The sequence below is a fragment of the Halocynthiibacter styelae genome (genome assembly GCF_016123485.1).
Classification (GTDB): Bacteria; Pseudomonadota; Alphaproteobacteria; order Rhodobacterales; family Rhodobacteraceae; genus Halocynthiibacter; species Halocynthiibacter styelae.
On sequence record NZ_JADCKQ010000002.1, the window covers coordinates 167,465 to 190,050 of the forward strand.

Annotated in this window: 23 protein-coding genes; 12 read left to right on the plus strand and 11 right to left on the minus strand. The window is 55.6% G+C overall.

The annotated features are described in order from the left end of the window. Positions 1-2 precede the first annotated feature (2 nt). From H1D41_RS03030 to H1D41_RS03050, 5 genes are read left to right on the plus strand one after another with little or no spacing between them, the layout of a single operon-like run. Positions 3-971 carry a type II secretion system F family protein gene (locus tag H1D41_RS03030; protein ID WP_228847523.1) on the plus strand — a complete coding sequence of 323 codons (969 nt, stop codon included), beginning with the start codon at positions 3-5 and terminating at the stop codon, positions 969-971. Between the two features lie 25 nt (positions 972-996). Then, on the plus strand, positions 997-1,977 hold the full coding sequence (locus H1D41_RS03035; RefSeq protein ID WP_228847524.1) for a type II secretion system F family protein: 981 nt from the start codon (positions 997-999) through the stop codon (positions 1,975-1,977). 28 nt (positions 1,978-2,005) lie between these two features. Beyond that, positions 2,006-2,566 carry a tetratricopeptide repeat protein gene (locus tag H1D41_RS03040; protein ID WP_228847525.1) on the plus strand — a complete coding sequence of 187 codons (561 nt, stop codon included), beginning with the start codon at positions 2,006-2,008 and terminating at the stop codon, positions 2,564-2,566. A gap of 27 nt (positions 2,567-2,593) precedes the next feature. Next, a complete protein-coding gene (locus H1D41_RS03045; RefSeq protein ID WP_228847526.1) occupies positions 2,594-3,451 on the plus strand; it encodes a tetratricopeptide repeat protein in 858 nt (285 codons plus the stop codon). A gap of 13 nt (positions 3,452-3,464) precedes the next feature. After that, positions 3,465-3,956, plus strand: coding sequence for an A24 family peptidase (locus H1D41_RS03050; RefSeq protein ID WP_228847527.1), 492 nt, complete (start codon positions 3,465-3,467; stop codon positions 3,954-3,956). Here H1D41_RS03050 and H1D41_RS03055 read toward each other — a convergent pair whose 3' ends face one another. Beyond that, positions 3,957-5,597, minus strand: coding sequence for a hypothetical protein (locus H1D41_RS03055; RefSeq protein ID WP_228847528.1), 1,641 nt, complete (start codon positions 5,595-5,597; stop codon positions 3,957-3,959). A 173-nt stretch (positions 5,598-5,770) separates the two neighbouring features. On the opposite strand from H1D41_RS03055, the gene H1D41_RS03060 reads away from it, so the two are divergent. Both H1D41_RS03060 and H1D41_RS03065 read left to right on the plus strand, forming a co-directional pair. Next, on the plus strand, positions 5,771-7,081 hold the full coding sequence (locus H1D41_RS03060; RefSeq protein WP_228847529.1) for an ATPase: 1,311 nt from the start codon (positions 5,771-5,773) through the stop codon (positions 7,079-7,081). Continuing rightward, positions 7,081-7,890: an NAD(P)-dependent oxidoreductase gene (locus tag H1D41_RS03065; protein WP_228847530.1), complete on the plus strand. Its 810-nt coding sequence runs from the start codon at positions 7,081-7,083 to the stop codon at positions 7,888-7,890. Before H1D41_RS03060 ends, H1D41_RS03065 begins: the two co-directional genes overlap by 1 nt. Here H1D41_RS03065 and H1D41_RS03070 read toward each other — a convergent pair whose 3' ends face one another. After that, positions 7,891-8,697: a LytTR family DNA-binding domain-containing protein gene (locus H1D41_RS03070; protein ID WP_228847531.1), complete on the minus strand. Its 807-nt coding sequence runs from the start codon at positions 8,695-8,697 to the stop codon at positions 7,891-7,893. It lies immediately after the preceding gene. A gap of 159 nt (positions 8,698-8,856) precedes the next feature. On the opposite strand from H1D41_RS03070, the gene H1D41_RS03075 reads away from it, so the two are divergent. The 3 genes from H1D41_RS03075 (at position 8,857) to H1D41_RS03085 (ending at position 10,658) form a co-directional block, all read left to right on the plus strand. Next, positions 8,857-9,303 carry a PaaI family thioesterase gene (locus tag H1D41_RS03075; protein WP_228847532.1) on the plus strand — a complete coding sequence of 149 codons (447 nt, stop codon included), beginning with the start codon at positions 8,857-8,859 and terminating at the stop codon, positions 9,301-9,303. After that, a complete protein-coding gene (locus H1D41_RS03080) occupies positions 9,303-10,103 on the plus strand; it encodes a crotonase/enoyl-CoA hydratase family protein (RefSeq protein WP_228847533.1) in 801 nt (266 codons plus the stop codon). Before H1D41_RS03075 ends, H1D41_RS03080 begins: the two co-directional genes overlap by 1 nt. Before the next feature lie 243 nt (positions 10,104-10,346). Then, positions 10,347-10,658: a hypothetical protein gene (locus H1D41_RS03085; RefSeq protein ID WP_228847534.1), complete on the plus strand. Its 312-nt coding sequence runs from the start codon at positions 10,347-10,349 to the stop codon at positions 10,656-10,658. A gap of 244 nt (positions 10,659-10,902) precedes the next feature. Here the strand turns inward: H1D41_RS03085 and folD are convergent, their stop codons facing one another. The 3 genes from folD to H1D41_RS03100 form a co-directional block, all read right to left on the minus strand. Beyond that, positions 10,903-11,805 (minus strand): bifunctional methylenetetrahydrofolate dehydrogenase/methenyltetrahydrofolate cyclohydrolase FolD, encoded by a 903-nt coding sequence (gene folD, locus H1D41_RS03090; protein ID WP_228847535.1) that lies wholly within the window; start codon positions 11,803-11,805, stop codon positions 10,903-10,905. A 68-nt stretch (positions 11,806-11,873) separates the two neighbouring features. Continuing rightward, entirely contained in the window at positions 11,874-13,550 is a 1,677-nt protein-coding gene (locus tag H1D41_RS03095) for a formate--tetrahydrofolate ligase (protein ID WP_228847536.1), read from the minus strand. A 116-nt stretch (positions 13,551-13,666) separates the two neighbouring features. Next, entirely contained in the window at positions 13,667-14,245 is a 579-nt protein-coding gene (locus H1D41_RS03100; RefSeq protein ID WP_228847537.1) for an MOSC domain-containing protein, read from the minus strand. 102 nt (positions 14,246-14,347) lie between these two features. On the opposite strand from H1D41_RS03100, the gene H1D41_RS03105 reads away from it, so the two are divergent. Beyond that, positions 14,348-14,569 (plus strand): putative hemolysin, encoded by a 222-nt coding sequence (locus tag H1D41_RS03105; RefSeq protein ID WP_228847538.1) that lies wholly within the window; start codon positions 14,348-14,350, stop codon positions 14,567-14,569. Positions 14,570-14,913: 344 nt separating this feature from the next. Here H1D41_RS03105 and H1D41_RS03110 read toward each other — a convergent pair whose 3' ends face one another. After that, positions 14,914-15,720 (minus strand): mechanosensitive ion channel family protein, encoded by an 807-nt coding sequence (locus H1D41_RS03110; RefSeq protein ID WP_228847539.1) that lies wholly within the window; start codon positions 15,718-15,720, stop codon positions 14,914-14,916. A 276-nt stretch (positions 15,721-15,996) separates the two neighbouring features. On the opposite strand from H1D41_RS03110, the gene H1D41_RS03115 reads away from it, so the two are divergent. Next, a complete protein-coding gene (locus H1D41_RS03115; RefSeq protein WP_228847540.1) occupies positions 15,997-16,350 on the plus strand; it encodes a hypothetical protein in 354 nt (117 codons plus the stop codon). 54 nt (positions 16,351-16,404) lie between these two features. Here the strand turns inward: H1D41_RS03115 and ftsH are convergent, their stop codons facing one another. The 5 genes from ftsH to tolB form a co-directional block, all read right to left on the minus strand. Further along, positions 16,405-18,342 carry an ATP-dependent zinc metalloprotease FtsH gene (ftsH, locus tag H1D41_RS03120; protein WP_324250254.1) on the minus strand — a complete coding sequence of 646 codons (1,938 nt, stop codon included), beginning with the start codon at positions 18,340-18,342 and terminating at the stop codon, positions 16,405-16,407. Positions 18,343-18,421: 79 nt separating this feature from the next. After that, positions 18,422-19,681 carry a tRNA lysidine(34) synthetase TilS gene (tilS, locus tag H1D41_RS03125; RefSeq protein ID WP_228847541.1) on the minus strand — a complete coding sequence of 420 codons (1,260 nt, stop codon included), beginning with the start codon at positions 19,679-19,681 and terminating at the stop codon, positions 18,422-18,424. Positions 19,682-19,729: 48 nt separating this feature from the next. Beyond that, positions 19,730-20,557 carry a tol-pal system protein YbgF gene (gene ybgF / locus H1D41_RS03130; RefSeq protein ID WP_228847542.1) on the minus strand — a complete coding sequence of 276 codons (828 nt, stop codon included), beginning with the start codon at positions 20,555-20,557 and terminating at the stop codon, positions 19,730-19,732. A 20-nt stretch (positions 20,558-20,577) separates the two neighbouring features. Next, positions 20,578-21,096 (minus strand): peptidoglycan-associated lipoprotein Pal, encoded by a 519-nt coding sequence (gene pal / locus H1D41_RS03135; RefSeq protein ID WP_228847768.1) that lies wholly within the window; start codon positions 21,094-21,096, stop codon positions 20,578-20,580. Positions 21,097-21,205: 109 nt separating this feature from the next. Beyond that, positions 21,206-22,540, minus strand: coding sequence for a Tol-Pal system beta propeller repeat protein TolB (tolB, locus tag H1D41_RS03140; protein WP_394355379.1), 1,335 nt, complete (start codon positions 22,538-22,540; stop codon positions 21,206-21,208). Between the last annotated feature and the right edge of the window lie 46 nt (positions 22,541-22,586).

The window sequence follows — 22,586 nt, forward strand, 5'->3', positions numbered from 1 at the left end:
CTATGTCCATCAATCCGGAACTCCTTATTTACGGCCTTGTTTTCATCGGCGTTATCCTTCTGGTGGAAGGCATCTACCTGACGATTTTTGGCAAATCGATCAGCCTGAACAGCAAGGTGAACCGTCGCCTTGAAATGATGGAAAAAGGTCAGGGACGCGAACAGGTTCTTGACCAGCTGCGCAAAGAAATGGAGCAGCACCTTAAGTTTGACTCCATCCCACTTTATTCCCTGCTGGCCCAGAAAGCGCAGAAAGCCAACATCGCTTTCAGCCCGCCCCAGCTTATTATGCTTATGGGGGTTCTTGCGGGCGTCGCATTCGTCGGCCTGACTTTCGGCACAGCTACGAGTTTTGAACTGCGCATAGGCCTGTCCATCATCATGGGCGTGGCCGGGGTCTATATCTGGATCAACGGCAAGGCGAAGAAACGTCTGGCGATGATCGAAGAACAATTGCCTGACGCCGTTGACCTGATGGTACGCAGTCTGCGCGTCGGGCATCCCTTCACCTCTGCCCTGTCTATTGTGGCCAATGAGGTTCCGGATCCTCTGGCATCCGAAATGGGCGTCATTTCCGATGAAGCCGCTTACGGCCGCGACATTGGCGAAGCCCTGAAAGACATGGCCGAACGGCTTGATATGCAGGATCTTCGCTTCCTGGCGGTGGCCGTCGCCATTCAGACCCAGGCGGGGGGTAACCTTGCGGAAATTCTGCATGGTCTGTCTCTGGTGATCCGTTCGCGGTTCAAACTGTTCCGCCGCGTGAAAGCCATTACTGCCGAAGCCAAATGGTCCGGCATGTTCCTGTCGGGTTTCCCGATTGCCGCGCTGATCGGCATCAACGTGGCGCAGCCGAATTACTATGACAAAGTGATCGACACCCCGGTTTTCATCCCGGCCTGTCTGGTGGTGGCCGGCTTCCTGATCGTCAATGTGTTTGTCATGCGGTCCCTTGTGGATATCAAAGTCTGAAATCTGCCCGTGAGGCGAGGAAAATATGCTTGATTCAATCAACCAGCTTCTGATCGACAACTTCGGCGAGTTCGGCCCTCTCATGGCTTTGGGCGGGCTGGGTCTGTTGCTGATCCTGGCCGTTCTGCCTGCAATGTTTTCGCAGAAAGAAGATCCTCTGGCCAAGCTGAACCGGGAAACCAAAGCCCGGGCAGCAGGCAAATCGCAACAGCTGCGCTATACCAGCAAGGCCGATAAACTTGAGAAATATTCTGACTTCCTGGAACCTCAGGATGAAGCGGAATATTCTGCGGTCCGGTTGAAACTGCTGCAGGCGGGCTATCGGTCGAAACAATCCGTGCGGACCTATCACTTTGCCCAGTTTGCCCTTGGCCTTGGTCTGATGGCGGTGGGTCTTGTTGTCTGGCTGTACATGCGATCTCAGGGCGAGGTCACCACACAGAACACCGTTCTGACCATTCTGATGCCAGGTGTCATCGGCTATATGGCCCCGAAATACTGGGTGACCCGCCGCGTCGCAGAACGCCAGGAAGAGATCACCAATGGCTTCCCCGATGCGCTTGATATGATGCTGGTGTGTGTCGAAGCCGGTCAATCCCTTGACCAGTCCATTCTGCGCGTCAGCGGTGAAATCCGCGCTGGTTTTCCGGCACTGGCAGATGAATTCACCATCGTTTCACAGGAAATGAAGGCGGGTAAAGACAAAACCCAGGTCCTGCGGGACATGTCAGAACGGGCGGGTGTACAGGATGTTTCAAGCTTTGTGACCGTGCTTATTCAGTCGCAGACCTTCGGTACATCCATCGCCGACGCGCTGCGGGTCTATGCCGGTGAAATGCGTGACAAACGGGTGATGCGGGCGGAAGAGAAAGCCAACACATTGCCGACCAAAATGACGCTGGCGACCATGATGTTGACCGTTCCCCCGCTGCTGATTATTCTTATCGGGCCCTCAGTTTACGACATTGTTCTGCTTCTGGGTGGCGGGACTCCTACCAGCTATTAACACCGGATCACCGAAAGTTTTTGCGCGGATGACACGCTTTATTCCTCTTGTTCTTCTGATCTCAGCCCTCGCGGCCTGTGGGCAGGCTGGCCTGACCACCAAATCAGGCAGCCCTTACGCGCCGCGTGGTAATTTTGACCCCGCAGACAGTGTCGACGGGCTGATCGTCGGGCACCGCCTGATGGCGGCCGGGGAATATGATCTTGCGCTTGAAGCCTACTACCGGGCTGCCGGGCAATATGGCCTGACGGCAGATACACTGTCTGGCATCGGATCTGCGCAGCTGATGCTTGGCCGCCTGGGGCAGGCCGAAACCACATTGCGACAGGCCGTGAAAGAAGGGTCAGATTTCCCAGAGGCCTGGAACAATCTGGGCGTTGTCCTGATGGAACGCAACCAGACCGCCGAAGCTGTCCAGGTGTTCCGGCAGGCCTATGCTCTTGATAGTGGCGAAAGTGACTCTATCCGGGACAACCTGCGCGGTGCTATCGCAAAAAATGAAGATCTGTCTTATGATGGACAAAGTGAGACCAGATTTGATCTGATTGGCCGGGGCAATGGCAGCTATCTGTTGCTGACCCCCTCCTGAGATCCTGAGCAGTAAAAGGACGCAAAAATGCGCCATTCATTTATTATATCCCTGTGTCTTGCCGGCACTGTTGCGCTTTCTGCCTGTCAGAAATCAGGTGAACAACAGGTCGAAGAAGCCCTGGTTGATCTCAACGTCATTGACGAAAGCAATCTCAATGATGTCATGCTGAACGCGGCAGATCCGAATGAAGCGGTTGCACATTTTGTCCGCACCTCTTCTGCGCACCCTGACCGGATTGATCTGAAGCGCGGTCTTGCACAATCTCTGACCCGCGCCGGAAAGCATGATGATGCGCTGACAGCCTGGGAAGCAACAGTGGAACATCCTGAAGCCATCTCAGAAGATCAGGTCTATCTGGCGCAGGCCCAGATCCGGACCAATCACTGGGACGAGGCCGAAGAAACCCTGAACCAGGTTCCCCCAACCCATGAAACCTACCTGCGCTACCGCCTTGAGGCCATGGTTGCCGACAGCAACCAGGACTGGGATCGCGCCGATACATTCTATGAGACAGCAGCAGGTCTGACGACATCCCCCGGCGCAGTCTACAACAACTGGGGCTATTCCCAGCTGACCCGTGGCAATCCCCGTGACGCCGAACGTCTGTTCCAGCGCGCCCTGACCTTTGATCGCAACCTGTTTACAACCAAAAACAACCTGGTTCTGGCCCGTGCATCGCAACGCAACTATGAATTGCCGGTTGTTCCTATGACCCAGACGGAACGCGCGATGCTTTTGCATACCATTGCCCTGTCTGCGATCAAACAGGGTGACCTGTCCATTGGACGCGCCATGCTGGAAGAAGCTATTCAGACCCATCCGCAGCATTTTGAAGCCGCTGTGCGCAGTCTGCGGGCGCTGGACAACAACGTAACCAACTGACGGCGAAGAACTTATGGAAACGACTTATATTCAGGCGGCCTGGTTCCTGCCAGCGGCCCTTCCCATCTGCCTTTTTGCAGCCTGGAACGATATGAAGGATATGAAAATCCCGAATTTCGTCACCCTTGCCCTGTTGGTCAGTTTCCTTGTTCTGGGTCCTTTTGCACTGGGTCTTGAAACCTTTCTCTGGCGCTTACTGCATTTCGCAGTGGTGCTGGTTGCGGGCTTTATCCTCAGCGTGATCGGACGGGTCGGCGCAGGTGACGCCAAATTCGCAGCCGCCATGGCCCCTTTTATCGCTTATGACGATATGAAGCTTTTCGCCGGTCTTCTGGCCGCCTCTCTTCTGGCGGCTTTCTTCGGACATCGCCTGTTGCGCATGATCCCACAGGTACAGCTGATGACGCCGGACTGGCGCAGCTGGCAGGATCACCAGTTTCCTGCCGGCCTGGCCCTTGGTCTGTCCCTGATCATGTACCTGGGTATGGCTTTCCAGCAGGGTTGATTACCCTGCTGCGCCGCCGACGGGGTGCTGCATTTCAAACAATATGAACAAGTTGTTCCGCTGAACCTCATTCAGGGCTACGCCCCGCGCGGCGATCCCTTCCAGGGTAAACTTCCGGGCCCGCAAAAGCGTCGGGCACAGTGGCACCATCAGGTGGGTCGCGTTTTCAAGCCCGGCGAGATCGCCATATTGCCATGGCGCCGCCCCCGGAACAGGCCCAAACGGCCCATAAAGCCAGATGCTGGACGACAGATCCGCGACAAGGATCCGCGCATCTTCGCCAATCCCCCCATCGGTCAGCGCCGCAGCCATCGCCCCCTGCCAGGCCGGTACACCCACCGACAGATTGCAGGCCTCCAGCACTTCGCCGTTCAGATCAATTGCCCCTTCGTCATCGTCGCTCTCGTTCACCGGGAAGGCTTCGCCCAGGTAGAGATCCCCGAAATACTCAACATTCTCAAGCCGCGCCGTGGCCAGAAGCACATCATCATAGCGCGCATCCCCTGCTGCAAGCGGGCCGAAATCAGCCCGGTCAGCCAAAAGATGACGCAGCGGGCTGTTCGCAAGATTCACAAATCCCGGTACCATCAGTGCGATCGCAAAGATCGCTGTTATACGCAACATATCCCGCAGCTTCCACTGCCACAAAACCGCATCTTCCGGCACCTGCCGCAGACGCATTGCGATCAGAAGCGGCAGCAAAAGCAGCCATTGCGGATCATTACCATAATTCTGCCAGGTGACATAGAAAAAGCCCGGGGCAAGTGCCAGCAACAACAGCCCCGCCTGGGCCTGGCCCGCTTTGCGCAGCAACATCACCGCCAGCATCAGACAGGCGGAACCTGCCAGATAAGCAGGGCTTGAAATCGTTTCGCCGAAAGACACACCGGGGAAAGGCCGCAAATCAGAACGCGCAACGGTTAACAGATCATCGAGGTAAGCCTGCCAGAAGGACAGCCCGGCCAGCAAGGTCACGATCAGCGCAACCAAAAGCCCGCTGATCACAGAAACCACCAGGGCTTTATATTGGCGACGCAGCAGAAACCCCAGGGCAACGGGCAAAGCAAAAGCTGCAAAATAAGTCACTTTGATCAGGGCGAGAATGGCAAAGCCCAGCCCGGTAATCACACCATCCGCCAAATCCGAACCATTCCTCTGCACCGGCAAAAAGCCCACCGTGATCACAAGGAACGCCACGGCCCAGGCCCAGCGATTGTAATGCATGGACACCGATGTAACATCGCCTGTGCCCCCATGGATCAGACTCAGGATCAGGGTGAATACGGCCACACCAAACCCCAGCGCAATCCAGCCCTGCATCCGACTGCGGATGATATAGATCACAGCCGGAAACAGCAGCATAGCAATCAGAACCTGGGCCGCCATCAGGGCCATACCAACGGACAGGCCAGCCTTCATAAAGATCACCACCGGGGCAAAGGCAAGCACACCAATCGGTGTCATGAAATCAAGATGCGGGATCGACCCGCTTTCCATTCTGACAAGAATATCAATCAGATGTAACGTGTCGACTTCGTGTTGATGGATCAACAATCCACCTTTGGCCAGCAGGAAAAAACTCTGCACAAGAACCAGCACCAGAAGAATGACGGAAACCCGTCGTATACTCAGATTGCCCATATTTTGCCTGCTCTGTCTTATGTCCCGGAAATTGTAATCGGGACTGGTTTATTCATCCGGGACACGATAGCCTTATGCACAGCTTGATGCAAAAACCTTTACGAGTTTTGTTGTTATTGTGCCGCCGTAAAAGTAGAATTCCGCAAAAGGCAATTGCCCCAGGAGGCAGCAGAATGAACATGCAGACAACGGGCGTCACAGCGCCCCCCGCCCCGCGCAGCCTTGAAGCCATGAAACTGCCACCGGTCATGATGCGTGACATCATGCTGAAAACCATGTTTCGTAAAAATGTCGAACAGACCTCTGAAATCGCCAAAGCCATCTGTCTGCCCGTTCCTGTGACACAGCAACTGGTGGATATGGGTCGGGATCAGCGCCTGATTGAGGCCACCGGTACGCTGCACGCCACATCCGGCAATGAAATGGGTTATCAGCTGACCGACCTTGGCAAAGCCCGTGCCGCCGATGCGCTGGCCCAGTCCGAGTATTTCGGGGCGATGCCTGTGCCGCTGGAAGTCTACCGGGAACAGGTGGAACGTCAGTCGATCCGTAACATTCAGGTCACACGCAAACAGCTGACCGATGCCATGGGCCATCTGATCCTGCCCGATGAGCTTCTGGATCATTTGGGGCCTGCCGTCGGTTCTGGGCGTTCGATCCTGATGTATGGCCCGCCCGGCAATGGTAAATCGTCGATTTCCAACGGCATCCGTGATGCCCTGGGCGATAAGATCTATATTCCGCGTGCGATTGAATACGCCGGTCAGGTGATCACGGTTTATGATCCAATCGTGCATTCCAAAGCCGAAGAACAGGTGGATGATCCCAATTCCCTGCGCCGCACAAGCAACCGTTTTGACACGCGTTATGTGCTGTGTGAACGCCCGACAGTGATTACGGGGGGTGAACTTTCATTGTCCATGCTGGATCTGGTTTACAACCCCACGGCCCGGACTTATCAGGCGCCGTTGCAGCTGAAATCCACCGGCGGCGTCTTTATCGTAGACGACCTTGGCCGTCAGGAAGAACCGCCCCAGGCCCTGGTCAACCGCTGGATTGTTCCACTGGAAGAAAGCAAAGATATTCTGGCGCTGCAATCCGGTGAAAAATTCGAAGTGCCCTTTGACACGCTGGTCATCTTCTCAACCAACTTCCACCCGAATGAGATCTTCGATAAAGCGGCTCTGCGCCGGATCTTCTTTAAGATCAAGATCGACGGGCCACACCAGGAAGACTTCCTGAAGATTTTTGCCCTGGTGGCACGGAAGAAGAAAATGCCGCTGGACGAAGGCGCGCTTGTGCATCTTCTGAAGAAGAAATACCCGACGATTGACAATATCTACGCAAACTATCAGCCGGTTTTCCTGATTGATCAGATGATCTCGATCTGTGAATTTGAAGGCATTCCCTACCAGATGTCCCCGGAACTTATCGACCGGGCCTGGGCGAATATGTTTGTGAAAGAAGAAACGATCGTACACTGATGGTAACCGGAATTGCAGGCTGTGGACGGATGGGCGCACCAATGCTGGCGGCGCTTACCACAGCTGGCATTTCTGCCCGTGGCTTTGATGTAAAAGATCCATGTGGCTATGGAAAACTATCCGATGTCATGACAGATGACCCGGATCAGTTTGCCCGGGGGCTGACCACCCTGCTTACCGTCGTGCGTGACATCGCCCAGACGGAAGAAGTCCTGTTCACAGATCAGTCCTTTGTCACCCGCGCGCATGCCCTTGAACGTATCATCATTTCTTCAACCCTGTCGCCGCGCTATGTGCGTGATCTGCGCGCCCGTATTCCTGCCCACATCACCCTGATCGATGCCCCCATGTCCGGTGCCGCCATCGCCGCACAGGAAGCCCGCCTGTCCTTCATGCTGGGCGGCTCCCCCGGTGACATCGCGCAAATCCAGCCGCAGCTGGATGCCATGGGCAAGCATTTCCACCACATGGGCGATTTCGGTGCGGGCATGTCTGCGAAAGTGCTGAACAACCTGCTGGCCGCCTCCAATACCGCGATGACACGCATGGTTCTGGACTGGGCCGATGACGCAGGGATTGAGGAAGACGCGCTCTTAAATCTCATCCACACCTCATCCGGTCAGAACTGGTTTGCCAGCGGTTTCAACGACATTGAATTCGCCCGCGACGGACACGCAGAAGACAATACAATTGGCATTCTGGTCAAAGACGTCGAAAGCGCCCTGGACGCCGCGCCCGACAAAGCAGATACCACCCTGCCCCGCGCAGTGCAGAGACTGATTGCAGGACTCAGCCGTCGGCCCCGGTGATCAGATCAAGCCCCGCTTTTTCATCGCAGCTTCGCCATTGCGGCTGACAGGCACTTCGTTCCCGTCTTTCAGACGCACCAACAGTTTACCGTCCTGACGTAGGGTTGCTTTCACCTGATCCACGGCAACCCAGTGCGATCTGTGCACAAGCACGCCCATGCCATCCGGCAGATCCGCTATCGCATCCCGCAGGCGCATCCGAAGGCGATGTTTGCCACGGCAGGTATAGATTTCAACAAAGTGATCCTGTGCGCTGACACGGATAAGTTTCCCCCGCATGTCTTCCGGCACCCGGCTAAGAAGGCGGATCTCACTTGAAGTTTCGGTCGCGTCCACCACATCGTTGCGGGCCGCAGATGCAGGATCGCCCTGATTGCCACGGCCCGCACGTTCAATCGCAAAACGAAACACATCCACCACAACAAAAACCAACATGCCAATGGCCGCGCCAAACGCATAATGAGGCAACCGCGGCCAGCCAAAGCTTTCGGGGTCTGCTGCGAAATTGATGAACACCACCCGACCAAAGGATACAGAAACCGCGCCATAGATCACCGCCGCCAGCACACGGCGCAGCCAGGCCGGCAGAGAAAAGTTCCTGACGTCATTTACAGCGATAAAAAAACACAAAAGCACGGAAGAATAGATGGTCGTTACAACCCAGTATCCCAATGATCGCAGCCCCGTCAGCTTTGGGCTTGTGTCAAAAGGATCAGCGGTCACAAAAATGATCCAGGCAAGAACCATCAGGTTCAGATTGACAGTACTCAGAAAAATCTCACGAAATCGATCCGCAACCTGTTTCAACTGAATACCCTCCTGCCCGAATGTTAATATGTACTAATCTCGATGTGGTATAACCTGACTACAAATACAGCAGGAAAATACAGCTACGTTACGGCATTTTTCCATGTTCCGTAAAAATCTGCCAAAGTGACAAAAACAGATCACATCAGGAGGCCGGGTATGGCGTTTCAGTTTCGATATAAAGGTGCGGTGGATCGTGCCCGTGAAGGGTTTGCCCGTCAGGGTATGATGGGTACCCTGAAAGCGCAGATGGAAGTTCTGAAACCCGGGTTTTGTGAAATCACCGCCCTTATCCGGCCAGAAGTCAGCCAGCAACAGGGGTTTGCCCATGCCGGCCTGGCCTTTGCGATTGGTGACAGTGCAGCAGGTTTTGCCGCACAAAGCCTGATGTCCGAAGGGATGGATGTTCTGACAACCGAAATGAAAATTCATCTTCTGGCACCCGCCCGGGGCAACAGTCTTGTGGCCCGCGGTGTCGTGTTGAAATCCGGCCGCACACTGACCGTGGCTGAAGCAAATGTTTACGCCCAGACAGGCGATGACGAACAGCTTGTCGCGAAACTCGTCGGCACTATGATGGCTGTGCCTGAAAACGGAGGCCACTGATGTCTGAACGTGTTACGATCACCCAGGAGGGACACATCGCCTTTGTCCGCCTGTCACGCCCGGAAAAGCGCAATGCGCTGGACCTTGCGATGCTTAAGGCCATTTCTGATGCGGGCATATCTCTTGCGGCGCGAAACGACATCCGCGCCGTGGTTCTGCATGGGGAAGGCCCGGCCTTCTCTGCCGGGCTGGATCTGAATGAAATGCCGAAGCTTGCGCAATATGTGGCACAAAACGGCGGCATTATGCATCGCAGTCATGGCGATGCGAACCTGTTTCAGCATGTGACCACTGTTTGGCGTGACCTGCCCCAACCGGTGATCTGCGCCCTGCACGGTTATGCCTTTGGCGGTGCATTTCAAATTATGCTGGGCGCGGATATGCGCATTGCGGCCCCCGATTGTCAGTTTTCGATCATGGAAGGCCGCTGGGGTCTGATCCCGGATATGGGCGGCATTGCCCTGATGCGGCGGTTGGCACGCGAAGATGTGTTGCGAAGGCTGACGTATAGCGCGGAAAAATTCGCCGCCTGCGATGCGCTGACCTGGGGCCTGGTGACGGAAATTGCAGATGATCCCCTTGCCCGCGCCACTGAGATCGCCCGCGATATTGCAGACAAAAGCCCGGATGCTGTGCGCGCTGCAAAAGAATTGTTCAATCGCACGGAACTGACCAGCGAAGCGGACACTTTGTTGATCGAGTCTGAACTTCAGGGCCGCCTGATTGGCACCCCCAATCAGATGGAAGCGGTGATGGCCGGTTTGCAGAAACGCACAGCTGATTTCAAAGATCCGGGTTAACGCCCTCTTAACCCGCTGTTCCTCGCGTATGCATAAGATGAGCATAGAAAGTGCATGGTTTGTGCATGCCATATTCACGCGAATTCCCTTGTTTCAAACGGTCACAGTCCTGTGTGCATGCGTGAACAGACCTCACGGTTCTGTGTCTTGAAGGTGATCTGAAGCACCCCCAGATCAGTAACATCGGAAGCAACAAGACTTCCACCGAAACACAAAACACCCAGACCCCGAAAGGTTAACGCTATGAAAACTGTAATCGCATCCATCCTCGCCCTGACTGTTGCTGCTCCTGCTTTTGCGGGTGCCAAAGATGTTGAGGCACATTTCGCCCAGGACAACACCGGTATTGAGAGCGTTGTTGTTGAACGCTCAAGCCCCGTCACCGCAGAAGCTGTTGAAATCTTTACAGACCTGGCGGCTGAAGCCGGCACAGGCATCGAAACACAGGCAAATCCTGTTGTCGGCGCTACCCTGTCCTCCAAAGGTGGTGTGAACCCGGTAGCAGCCGCATGGTTCGCAGGCCAGCTGGCATCTGAGAATGCATCTGACCGGTAAGGTTAAAAGTTAATAACTTTGATGAAACGAAAAGGCCCGGAGAAACCTCCGGGCCTTTTTGTATTGACATAAGGGTATTGAAAATAAAAAGTTTTCCGGTTTTCCGGTTTTCCGGTTTTCCGGTTTTCCGGTTTTCCGGTTTTCCGGTTTTCCGGTTTTCCGGTGAAACTATGTTCCAGGTCGTTCACGTCAACAAAAAAGCCCCCCGGACTTCCGGAGGGCGTTTCATAGGTATATCTGCAACTTATGCGGTCAGACCTTCCGGCTCTTCCAGACCGTTTGCACGGCAACAGGCTGTCAGCGTGTTGGCCAGCAGGCATGCGATGGTCATTGGGCCTACGCCACCTGGAACCGGTGTGATCGCGCCGGCACGTTCCGCACAAGATGCGTAGTCAACGTCACCGACCAGACGATGCTTGCCTTCGCCTTTTTCCGGCGCAGGAATACGGTTGATGCCCACGTCAATCACGGTTGCACCTTCTTTGATCCAGTCACCTGGCACCATCTCAGGACGGCCCACAGCGGCAACAACGATGTCCGCACGGCGTACAACTTCCGGCAGATCTTTGGTGCGGGAATGCGCGATGGTTACGGTGCAGCTGTCGCCCAGCAGCAATTGCGCCATTGGCTTGCCCACGATGTTAGAACGGCCAATCACAACCGCATCCATACCGGACAGGGAACCGTGGTGGTCGCGCAGCATCATCAGACAGCCCAGCGGTGTGCAGGGAACCATGGATTTCTGACCGGTGCCCAGCAGACCCACGTTAGAAATGTGGAAACCATCAACGTCTTTGGCAGGGCTGATGGAGTTGATCACAAGGTCCTCATCAAGGTGCTTTGGCAACGGCAGCTGAACCAGAATACCGTGGATGCTGTCATCGTTATTCAGCTGGTCAATCAGGGCCAGCAGGTCAGCTTCGGATGTCTCAACGTCAAGCTTGTGCTCAACGGATTTCATGCCGACTTCTACGGTCTGTTTGCCTTTGGAGCGCACGTAAACCTGGCTTGCAGGATCTTCGCCAACCAGAACCACCGCAAGACCGGGGGTGATGTTGTTCTCAGATTTCAGTTTGGTCACATGTGCTGCAACTTTTTCACGAACTGTACCGGCAAATGCTTTGCCATCAATGATTTGTGCGCTCATCTTTTTCTCTCTCTGTCATAGCGAAAGGCGGCCCCGAAAGGGCCGCCTTAATATCGTTTAAGATCTGTTTAGAACAGGCCTTCGATTTGACCGTCGTCGTTAAGCTGGATTGTTTTCGCAGCTGGGTTACGTGGCAGACCAGGCATGGTCATGATGTCACCACAGACAACCACGATGAAGCCGGCACCTGCGGACAGGCGAACTTCACGTACAGGCACAGAGTGACCCACTGGCGCGCCGCGCTGTGTCGGATCAGTAGAGAAGCTGTACTGGGTTTTCGCCATGCAGACCGGCAGGTTGCCATAGCCTTGCTCTTCCCAGATCTTCAGCTGATCGCGGATCTTTTTGTCAGCGATAACTTCGTCAGCGTGGTAGATACGCTTGGCGATTGTTTCCACTTTCTCAAAGAGCGGCATGTCGTCTTCATAGATTGGTGCGAACTGGCTGATGCCGGAATCTGCGATCTCTGCAACGCGAGTTGCCAGAGCTTCAGAACCTTTTGAACCATGCTCCCAGTGCTGGGACAGGATCGCTTCGGAACCCTGGCTTGCAACATAGTCTTTAACAGCCTGAACTTCAGCGTCAGTGTCAGTTACGAAGTGGTTGATCGCAACAACAACAGGCACACCGAAGGATTTCAGGTTACCGATGTGACGACCAAGGTTTGCACAACCTTCGTTCACAGCATCAACGTTTTCCGCGCCCAGATCAGCTTTGGCAACGCCACCGTTCATTTTCATCGCACGCACGGTTGCAACCAGGACAACACAATCAGGTGCCAGACCTGCTTTGCGGCATTTGATGTTCATGAACTTCTCAGCGCCAAGGTCAGCACCGAAACCAGCTTCGGTCACAACGTAATCTGCAATTTTCAGAGCAGTTGTGGTCGCGATAACAGAGTTACAGCCGTGTGCGATGTTTGCGAATGGGCCACCGTGTACAAACGCCGGGTTGTTTTCCAGGGTCTGAACCAGGTTTGGCTGCATTGCGTCTTTCAACAGAACAGTCATAGCGCCGTCCGCCTGAATGTCGCGGCAGAACACTGGGGAACGGTCACGACGGTACGCAACAATGATGTCGCCCAGACGTTTCTGCAGGTCGGACAGGTTGGTTGCCAGACAGAGGATCGCCATAACCTCGGAAGCCACAGTGATGTCAAAACCGGTTTCACGTGGGAAGCCGTTGGACACGCCACCAAGGGAGGCCGTGATCTGACGCAGTGCGCGGTCGTTCATGTCAACAACACGACGCCATGCAACACGACGTACGTCGATTTCCAGCTCGTTGCCCCAGTAGATGTGGTTGTCGATCATTGCGGACAGCAGAGAGTGCGCAGAAGTGATCGCGTGGAAGTCACCTGTGAAATGCAGGTTCATTTCTTCCATAGGCACAACTTGTGCGTAACCGCCACCAGCAGCGCCGCCCTTCATGCCGAAGTTTGGCCCAAGGGATGCTTCACGGATACAAACAGCGGCTTTTTTGCCAATGCGGTTCAGGCCATCGCCCAGACCAACTGTTGTTGTTGTTTTGCCTTCACCAGCGGGTGTCGGGTTGATCGCTGTCACCAGGATCAGCTTGCCGTTTTCATTGCCCTGTACAGAGTTGATGTACTCCTGGCTGACTTTGGCTTTGTCGTGGCCGTATGGCAGCAGATCTTTGCTGTCGATGCCCAGTTTCGCGCCGATCTCCTGGATCGGAAGCTTGTTTGCCTCGCGGGCAATTTCGATATCGGTTTTGTAGCTCATGTGACTCCCCTGGGATCAGGTAGGTTAGATAATTCTTTCCATTGCATACAATTGAACGCAGCGTCGCAAGGGTGTTTTTGCGACATATTCAGGGCCTGAATCGTCGGCTTATGCCTTCACGGGGTCCAGGATCTTTGCGCCGGAATATGTAGTCGCAATTGATCGCCCACACGCAACATTCCTTCGCATAGAACCCATGCTGTGACGCCACGACGGTCTTTTGCTGCGCCTTTAAAGGTTTTTCCCTTGCCCGCGTGATCAGATTCGATGGTTTTTCCTGGAAAAACACACGGAAGGTTGATCACATCGGCCACCAGCGTTGTGCCGTTTTCCGCAATCAGGCGTGAGCTTGGCGGAATATGAGAGAAATCCGGCAGGCCCGAGACAACCAGGTTCGCCCCAATCAGCGCCGGATCCAGATGTTCCAGCCCCATATTCTGCGCGACCACGGCCAGCTCTCTCGCGCAAAGCACTGTAAACTGGCGGGTGTTGCGGATCTTTGTGCCGACAGGGTGCTGCCCTTGCGTGCGTCCACAACTGGCCCGCGTCGCGCCAAAATGGCTGTCCTCGCGGATGCCATCAAACGCCGCAAACAGACTGTCGCGCGCTTCCCCCCGCAAGGTCTTTTCCCGGTCCGGCATCAGCCCCAGCCAGGTGATTTCGCCACTATAACCACTGTCAATATGTTCCGGCATGTCCGTTCCCTCTGCGTTACCCGGGCAAGATGCCGGGGCTTCCCGGAAGACACAAGCCACGTCATAGTGAATTTATTTCGATCCGCCGTTTAAGGACAAACCATGCGTAAACTCATTCCACTCACCCTGCCCCTGGCACTTCTGGCCTGCAACCCGGTCGACACCTACCCACCCGTCGGCCTCGCCAACCCGGCGTCGGTCTATTGTTCCGAACAAGGCGGAGAAGTTGTGATCCGCAACACAGAGGAAGGCCAGACCGGCGACTGCCACTTGCCCGGCGGGCGTGTGATTGAGGAATGGGAGTTTTATCGTGCGAACAATTAAGAGAAGTGCTCGAAGAATTGCGAGTTGCATCGTTCTCATGTTGCCTCTGATCAACTGCACCTCAAGAGACCGGGGAAGCCCATATCGCGGAGAAGCAACACCCGTTACGCATCACTGCGAAGCGCGTGGTGGTGAAGTCAGGATATTTTACCCTGTGCAGGGTCCCTGGTATGCATGTGTTATGCCCGACAACACATATATCAGTGCAGAAGGCTTTTTTAACGGAGAAACTGACTTCTGGCCGATCGACGGTCCTATTATGAGAAGAGCCCACGGAAAATAACTTCAGAAGCTCTACAGCCCGCAAATTGCGGGCTGCTGTGTTCTTGCGAGGGACCGAAAAGTCAGCCCTTCTTCTGGATTTCCACGGAATGTGGGTAAGGGATGGAAATGCCGCCTGCGTCGAAGGCTTCTTTGACCTCTTTGGTCAACTGGAATTTCAGCTCCCAGTAATCAGCGGCGTTACACCAGATACGTGCTGTCAGATCGACAGAACTGTCGCCCAGGTTGGTCACACGCACCCATGGTTCCGGATCCTGCAGAACGCGGGGATCAGCTTTGGCTTTCTCAAGGATAATGCCCATGGCCACATCAGCATCATCACCGTAATCAATGCCAAAAACCATATCCACGCGACGGGTGTCGTGGTGTGAGAAATTGGTAATCACCGCACCCCAGGCCTGGCCGTTGGGGATGATGATCTGCACATTGTCCGGTGTCTTCAACTCGGTCACGAACAGGTTGATGTCCACCACAGTACCGGCAGTGCCGCCGATGTCGACATATTGGTCGATCTTATAGGGGCGGAAGATGATCAGCATAAAGCCGGACGCCAGGTCGCTGAGCGTGCCCTGCAGCGCAAGACCAATGGCCAGCGTCGCAGCACTTAGCATGGCGACGATGCTGGTGGTCTGAATGCCAAAGACCGCCAGTACAGCAGACAGCACCATCAGAAGGATCACCCAGCGCACAACGCTGGCGGCGAAATTGCCAAGGGTTTTGTCGATGTTGGGGTTGCGGTTCACGCGTTTGCGCACAAGGCCGCTGATAATCCCGGCAGCGATCCAGCCGATCACAAGGATCAGCAGCGCTTTACCGGCGTTCAACAGCATCGGCATAAATTGAGTCAGAGTATCGGGGAGGTCAGTCATTTTGGTCTCATCAGTTCAGGTAACTTGCCCGGGTCTTTGCCCTGCCACAGCAGAACAGCCTCGCACACCAATGAACCCCATACCTTACACCCGGGAGCGGATAAAAGCACATATCACCCCACATGCCCCCTGTATACGTCAGAAGACGGCTGCTGCGGGATTAGGTATGCACGATCCGTTCACCCTGCCTCAACTGCCTGTGATCCGCTGAAACCTGCCTTTTTTCTGCCGCAACTTCTGATCAGCAAAAGGAAAAACCACGACGGAGAATAAAAAATGAAAACCCGGATCACATTCCCTTTGCTTCTTACAGCCAGCCTGGCCAGCCCGGCGCTTGCCATGGATGACCCGCTGGATGGGGCGGATTTTGTGCTGAACTGTATTTCGGATCAGGACGGGTCGGCTGTGACCCTGGCACGTTCCGGCGCGACCGATGCAGGGTTCATTGTGACGGATAAAATTCGCGGTGAATCGCAGATCCTGCCGGGTGTGAATTCCCTTACCTTCCTGCATATTATGGATACGGATGTGGTTACATTTGTCGTGGATTTCGACACGCTGAACTATGATATGACCGTGCGCGGGCAGCACAGTCTGAATGATCGCGGCCAATGCCAGGACCCGGTATAATCCAAAGAAAAAGCCCGGAGTATCTGCCCCGGGCTTTTTTAATTTCTGATCTGCTTATGCAGAGGGTTCCGGTTCCATTCCGCCGTCACCTTCTTCAGGCTTCACTTTGGAACGTGTCTTAGGGATTGCGGTGACGGAAGGTGTGTCTTTCTCAGCAGACCCATCATCATCGTCATCCCCATACGGATCTTCGCCGCGGATAACCTTTTCGATTTCTTCACCGGTCAGGGTTTCATATTCCAGAAGCCCCTGGGCCAGCTTTTCGAATTCGTCGTAGTTGTCCTTCAGGATTTTATAGGCAAGATCATAACCGTCATCGATAAAGCGTTTCACTTCTTCTTCGATCAGTTCTTTGGTCTTCGCAGAAATCGAGAACCCGCCAGCACCGCCATTGCTCATGTAACCGGCAGCGGCTTCCTGATAGTCGATGTTACCGACTTTGTCAGACATGCCCCAGCGCATCACCATGGAACGGGCCAGGGAAGATGCCTGTTGAATATCGCCAACCGGGCCACTTGAAACGGTATCACCACCATATTTGATGATCTCAGCCGCTTTGCCCGCCATTGTCATGGCGATTTTCTGATGACCTTCATCTTTGAAGAACTGCAGACGGTCCATTTCCGGCAGGCTCATCACCATGCCAAGGGCACCACCACGCGGGATGATTGTCGCCTTATAGACCGGATCACATTTCGGCAGTTTCAGGCCAACAATCGCATGGCCGGCCTCGTGATATGCCGTTTTTTCTTTCTGATCATCGGTCAGAACCATGGAACGACGTTCCGCGCCCATCATGATTTTGTCTTTGGCTTTCTCGAAATCCAGCATGGTGACAAAACGATGACCAACACGCGCCGCCATCAGCGCGGCTTCGTTCACGAGGTTTGCAATATCCGCACCGGACATGCCAGGTGTGCCGCGCGCGATGATGCGCAGATCCACATCAGGACCCAGCGGGGATTTGCGGGAATGCACGTTCAGGATCTTTTCGCGGCCTTTGATATCCGGCAGCGGCACGGTCACCTGACGGTCAAAACGACCAGGACGCAGAAGTGCCGGATCCAGCACGTCTTTCCGGTTGGTCGCCGCAACGATGATCACACCTTCATTGGCTTCAAACCCGTCCATTTCAACCAGCAACTGGTTGAGGGTCTGTTCGCGTTCGTCATTACCGCCGCCATGGCCTGCGCCACGGTGACGACCGACCGCGTCGATTTCGTCGATAAACACGATGCAAGGTGCGTTTTTCTTGGCCTGTTCGAACATGTCACGCACACGGGATGCGCCGACACCAACGAACATTTCAACAAAATCAGAACCGGAAATGGTGAAGAACGGCACACCTGCTTCGCCGGCAATCGCACGGGCGAGAAGGGTTTTACCAGTACCGGGAGGGCCCTCAAGCAGGGCACCCTTCGGGATTTTACCACCAAGACGTGAGAATTTCTGCGGGTTGCGCAGGAATTCCACAACTTCTTCCAGTTCTTCCTTGGCTTCATCAATGCCCGCAACGTCATCAAATGTGACACGGCCATGGGCTTCGGTCAGCATACGGGCACGGGATTTTCCAAAGCCCATCGCGCCACCTTTGCCGCCACCCTGCATACGGTTCATCATAAAGAACCAGAAACCGATCAGAATAAGCACCGGCAGAAGCAGAGACAGCAATGAGAAGAAACCACTTTCTTCACGGGTCTTTGCGGTGACCTCTACGCCTTTTTCAACCAGCATCTGGCTGAGTTCACTGCTATATTCCGCACCAGTCGGAATGATGGTGACAAGTTCGGTTCCGTCAGATCCGCTGAAGGTGGCGTTCTCGCCATCCAGTTCAACACGGGTGACAGATCCGGATTCAACCTGGTTCAGAAAATCAGAATACGGCACGGCGGACGAATTGCCCGCGCCGGAGCCATTGCTGAATACATTGAAAAGGGTCATGACAACTACAAGCAGCACGACCCAGAATGCGACATTTCTCGCGTTGCCCACGGGCATCTCCTCAGATTCGTTCAGGGCCACTCATACCGCGCGTGGCCCACAATTAAAATAGGGGCGCCCAACCATATCTTCAATGTGATACAAGAGAGTTAAAGAAATCCTTTTCGTCGCAGGTATTTTCTGCCCGCCAGCCATTGTCCAGACCGGCCAAAGGTGCGGCCAGCAAGGCGTCGCCCCGGAAAGCCGCAGGTGACGCCAGCAGAGAGGCCCGCGAAAGCCCGGTATCACGCCAGTCCGGGCAAAGTTGCAGGGCCTCTTCCCCCAGCGCCCGGATGGTTACACCGGTTGCATCGCCCTCTTCCGGCATCAGGCGCCAGCGATTGTCCCACAATTCACCAGGTGCGGTTGTCAGGCGTTCCACAACGCTGAACTCACGTGAAATGCGCACACGTTCCCCCTCGGCCGCAATCAGACAGCCACATAGTGTCGCGGTGCGTTCTTCTTTGACGGCTTTAAACAGGTTCATCAATTCCCGCTGACGCGGCCCGTAATCCGACGCTGACACCCATGTCAGCGCATGGCGCAACAGACGGCGGCGGGTTTCGAAATGCCCCCGCATCAGGTTTTCACGGTGCAGCAGGACATCACCTTCCTGCACCAGCGCCACATCACCGGCGAAATGCCAGACCTGCTGGTTCAGCGCATGACGCGCATCGGCCATATTGCCGGCAAGAGTGCAGAGCTTTTCTGCCGATACGCCAAGCGGTTTCAGGGCATCCATGATATTGCGGGCTTTGATACGGTCAAAGCGTTCGTCTTCATTCGACGGGTCATCGGTCCAGTCCTGTCCCTCTTCCCGCAGATAGGCCCGCAGGCTTTCGCGACGGGTCTGAAGCAGGGGGCGCAGCCAGGTCACGCCAAGATGATCCCGTTTTGGGGCCATCGCGGCGAGACCATCGACACCGGCAGACCGTGCAATCTGCATCAGAACCGTTTCCGCCTGATCATCCGCCGTATGACCCAGGCAGACCAGGTCCAGGGTCAGTCGCTGCGCCCAGTCGGCAATCATACCGTAACGGGCCCGGCGGGCTTCGTCCTGCAGGTTCCCCTGCCCGTCCCAGCTGGTCCAGCGGGCGATTTCATGGGGGATATTCAGACGGGTGCAAATTTCGCCAACGCCTGCGGCCTCGGCATCTGATCCGGCGCGCAGACCGTGATCGACGGTGATGCAGAACAGTTCTGCCCCGTTGTCACGCGCATAATCGGCGGCCAGCAAAAGCGTTGCAAGGGAATCCCCGCCACCGGAACAGGCGACACCAAAACGCCCCGGCGCATCAGACGCCAGGGCGGAGTTAAACTGAAACTTCAGAAAATCGCTGTCTGCGCTCACGGGTCAACTCCTGTGGAAATTCCCCCGTGAGATAGCGTCAGGGCCTGCCTACAGGCAACCCATATTCTGCCCGGCCGTGGCCGCATCCGCTGTCACGTTGGAATTCGGGAAACGTACACCCACCTGCTGGAACATCTGGCAGGCTTCATCCTGCTGACCAAGATCACGCAAAGACGTGCCAACCTTATACAGCGACTGTGGGGCAAAATCCCCGTCTGGTGCAGAGCTGAACGCATCCAGATAGGCGCGGGCCGCCGGGCGGATCTCCCCCAGCTTTTCATAGGCATCGCCCTGCATGAAATAGGCCTGGGCCGACAGCGGGCTGCCCGGATAGTTCTGTACGAACAATCCCAACTGCTGTGCAGCACCGGTATAGTCGCCGCCATCAGACGCCGCCTGAGCCGCCTCAAAGTCTGCTTTTTCACCGACAGCCAGTTCCAGCCCGTCATTACGGGTTGGGGTCAGGACCACGGCAGGGGCTGCGGAAGCATCCACATTGCCAAGGGTTGTGCCTTCAGAAAGATCCGCAAGGTTGCAGTCTGTTTCCAGTTCACACAGACGGAATTCCAGATCGCCGATCTGGTTGCCACCCACGGTCGCGATCTGGTTGATCTTATGTTCCATTTCCTCAGCACGCGCGGTCAGACGCTGCAGCACCGCTTCCATCGCATCAATGCGTTCCAGCGGGGAATTGCCGCTGATATTGGTGGTTGGCGCACCGGTTGTGGACAGCTCACGCTTCAGGCGCTGAACCTCAACATAAAGCACAGACATTTCCTGACGGATGTCCGCCAGGGTCTGGTCATTCTGCTGGGCCACAGCCGGGGAAGTTACCATCAGAGCCAGCGCAAGTGCGGTACATGTGGAACGGAACATATCAGATCTCCCTTACGCGATCAGCTGGTCGGAATGCCGCCGCCCACAACGGTCACGGACCGGCGGTTCTGGGCGTAGCAGCTTTCAGCGGAACAGATTTCAAGCGGACGTTCTTTGCCGTAGGACACCTGGTTCACACGCGCAGCGGACACGCCCTGCGACACCAGATATTCGCTGACCGCATTGGCACGACGCGCACCCAAGGCGAGGTTATATTCCCGTGTGCCCTGCTCATCTGCATGGCCTTCGATACGTGCGGTATATTCTGTGTTCTGCAGCAGCCACTGTGCCTGACCGGCAAGAACAGTACGGGCCTCATCTGTCAGGGTAGACTGATCGACCGGGAACAACACACGATCGCCAATGGTTTGCTGGAAATATGCGGCTGAGCGCGGGTCATTCGCGCTGCCCGGCACAATGCCGCCTGCACCAGGGCCACCAGCGCCCGGACCGTCGCCATTGCCAAAACGGTCTGCGTTGGAACAGGCTGACAGTGCGCCGGCCACCAGCAGCAGTGCTGCGACTTTCTTCATTTTCATCATGCTCTTCGCCTCTGTGTCTGTGGCCGGATTATTCCGGCATCAATTCTGTTTCTTATTGTTGGCCAGTATAGCACCGGAATTACCATCCGGGAACCTGTGGCAGATGTTACGGCAGAAGGGGCGACCAGGCCGGATCGGACCCAGCCCCCTGGGTGTTCACCCGACGCAGATTGCGCCCGGAAATATCAACGGAATACAGGGCCGCCTGCCCGTCCGCACCCGAGGTTTCGCGCATGAACATGATCACGCGGCCATTGGGGGACCAGGTCGGGCCTTCGTCCAGGAAAGATACGGTCAGCAGACGTTCATCGGACCCATCCGTGCGCATCACGCCAATGTGGAAACGGCCATCGTTTTGCTTGGTGAAGGCAATCAGATCACCGCGCGGCGACCAGACCGGCGTGCCATAACGGCCATTGCCAAAGCTGATACGACGGGCTTCGCCACCGGTGGCCGACATGACGTAAAGCTGCGGGGAGCCGGACCGGTCACTTTCAAACACGATCTGTGTGCCATCCGGGGAAAAGCCTGGCGCAGTTTCAATCGACGGGGCCGAGGTCAGGCGCGCACGTGCGCCCGTGCGCAGATCCACAGTGAAGATATCGGTGTTGCCGCCGGAAGATGCGGAATAGACCACGGTGCTGCCATTGGGGCCAAAGCGCGGGGCGAAGGTCATCGCGCCGCTTTCGTCATGCAGGGCGCGGCGCTGCACAGAACCCACATCCAGCAGATAGACCTGCGGCTGGCCGGTTTCGTAAGACGTATAAAGCACACGGTCACCTGTTGGTGAGAAACGCGGGGCCAGCACGATAGAGGAACTGTCGGTCAGGAACTGCAGGTTCGCGCCGTCATAATCCATAATCGCCAGGCGTTTGCGGCGATTATCTTTCGGGCCGGTTTCAGACACGTAAACCACGCGGCTGTCAAAATACGGGCCTTCGCCGGTGATGCGGGAATAGACCGTATCGGCAACTTTATGCGCCAGACGGCGCCAGGACGCGGTGGTGCCGCCCAGTTGCAGGCCGGACCCAAGTTCCGCACCAGAGGCAATATCATAAACCCGGAACTTTACACTGACGCGGCCATCATCGGCGACATTCACAGCACCGGAAATCAGACCTTCCACATTGATCGCACGCCAGTCGGGATATTGCACCGGGGCGTCAAAGCTTGTGATATTGCTGATGAAAGCATCCTGAGATACCTGACGGAACAGCCCTGTGCCAACCAGATCAGCCGCAACCACCTGGGCTATTTGCGCGGCGTATTCCTGGGCTGCACCATTTTCTGCCACGAAGGACGGGATGGCGAGAGGAACAGGTTCCACCCGGGGATTATCCAGTTCAATCCGCAGCCGATCCTGGGCGCTCAGTGCAGTTGCACAGGCCAGCATCATCAGGAATGCAAAAAATCGCGTGGTTATGTTCAGTACGTGTGTCATCTCAGCCCCATTTTCTTCGGGTTGGTGAATTTATCAATCCCGCCGG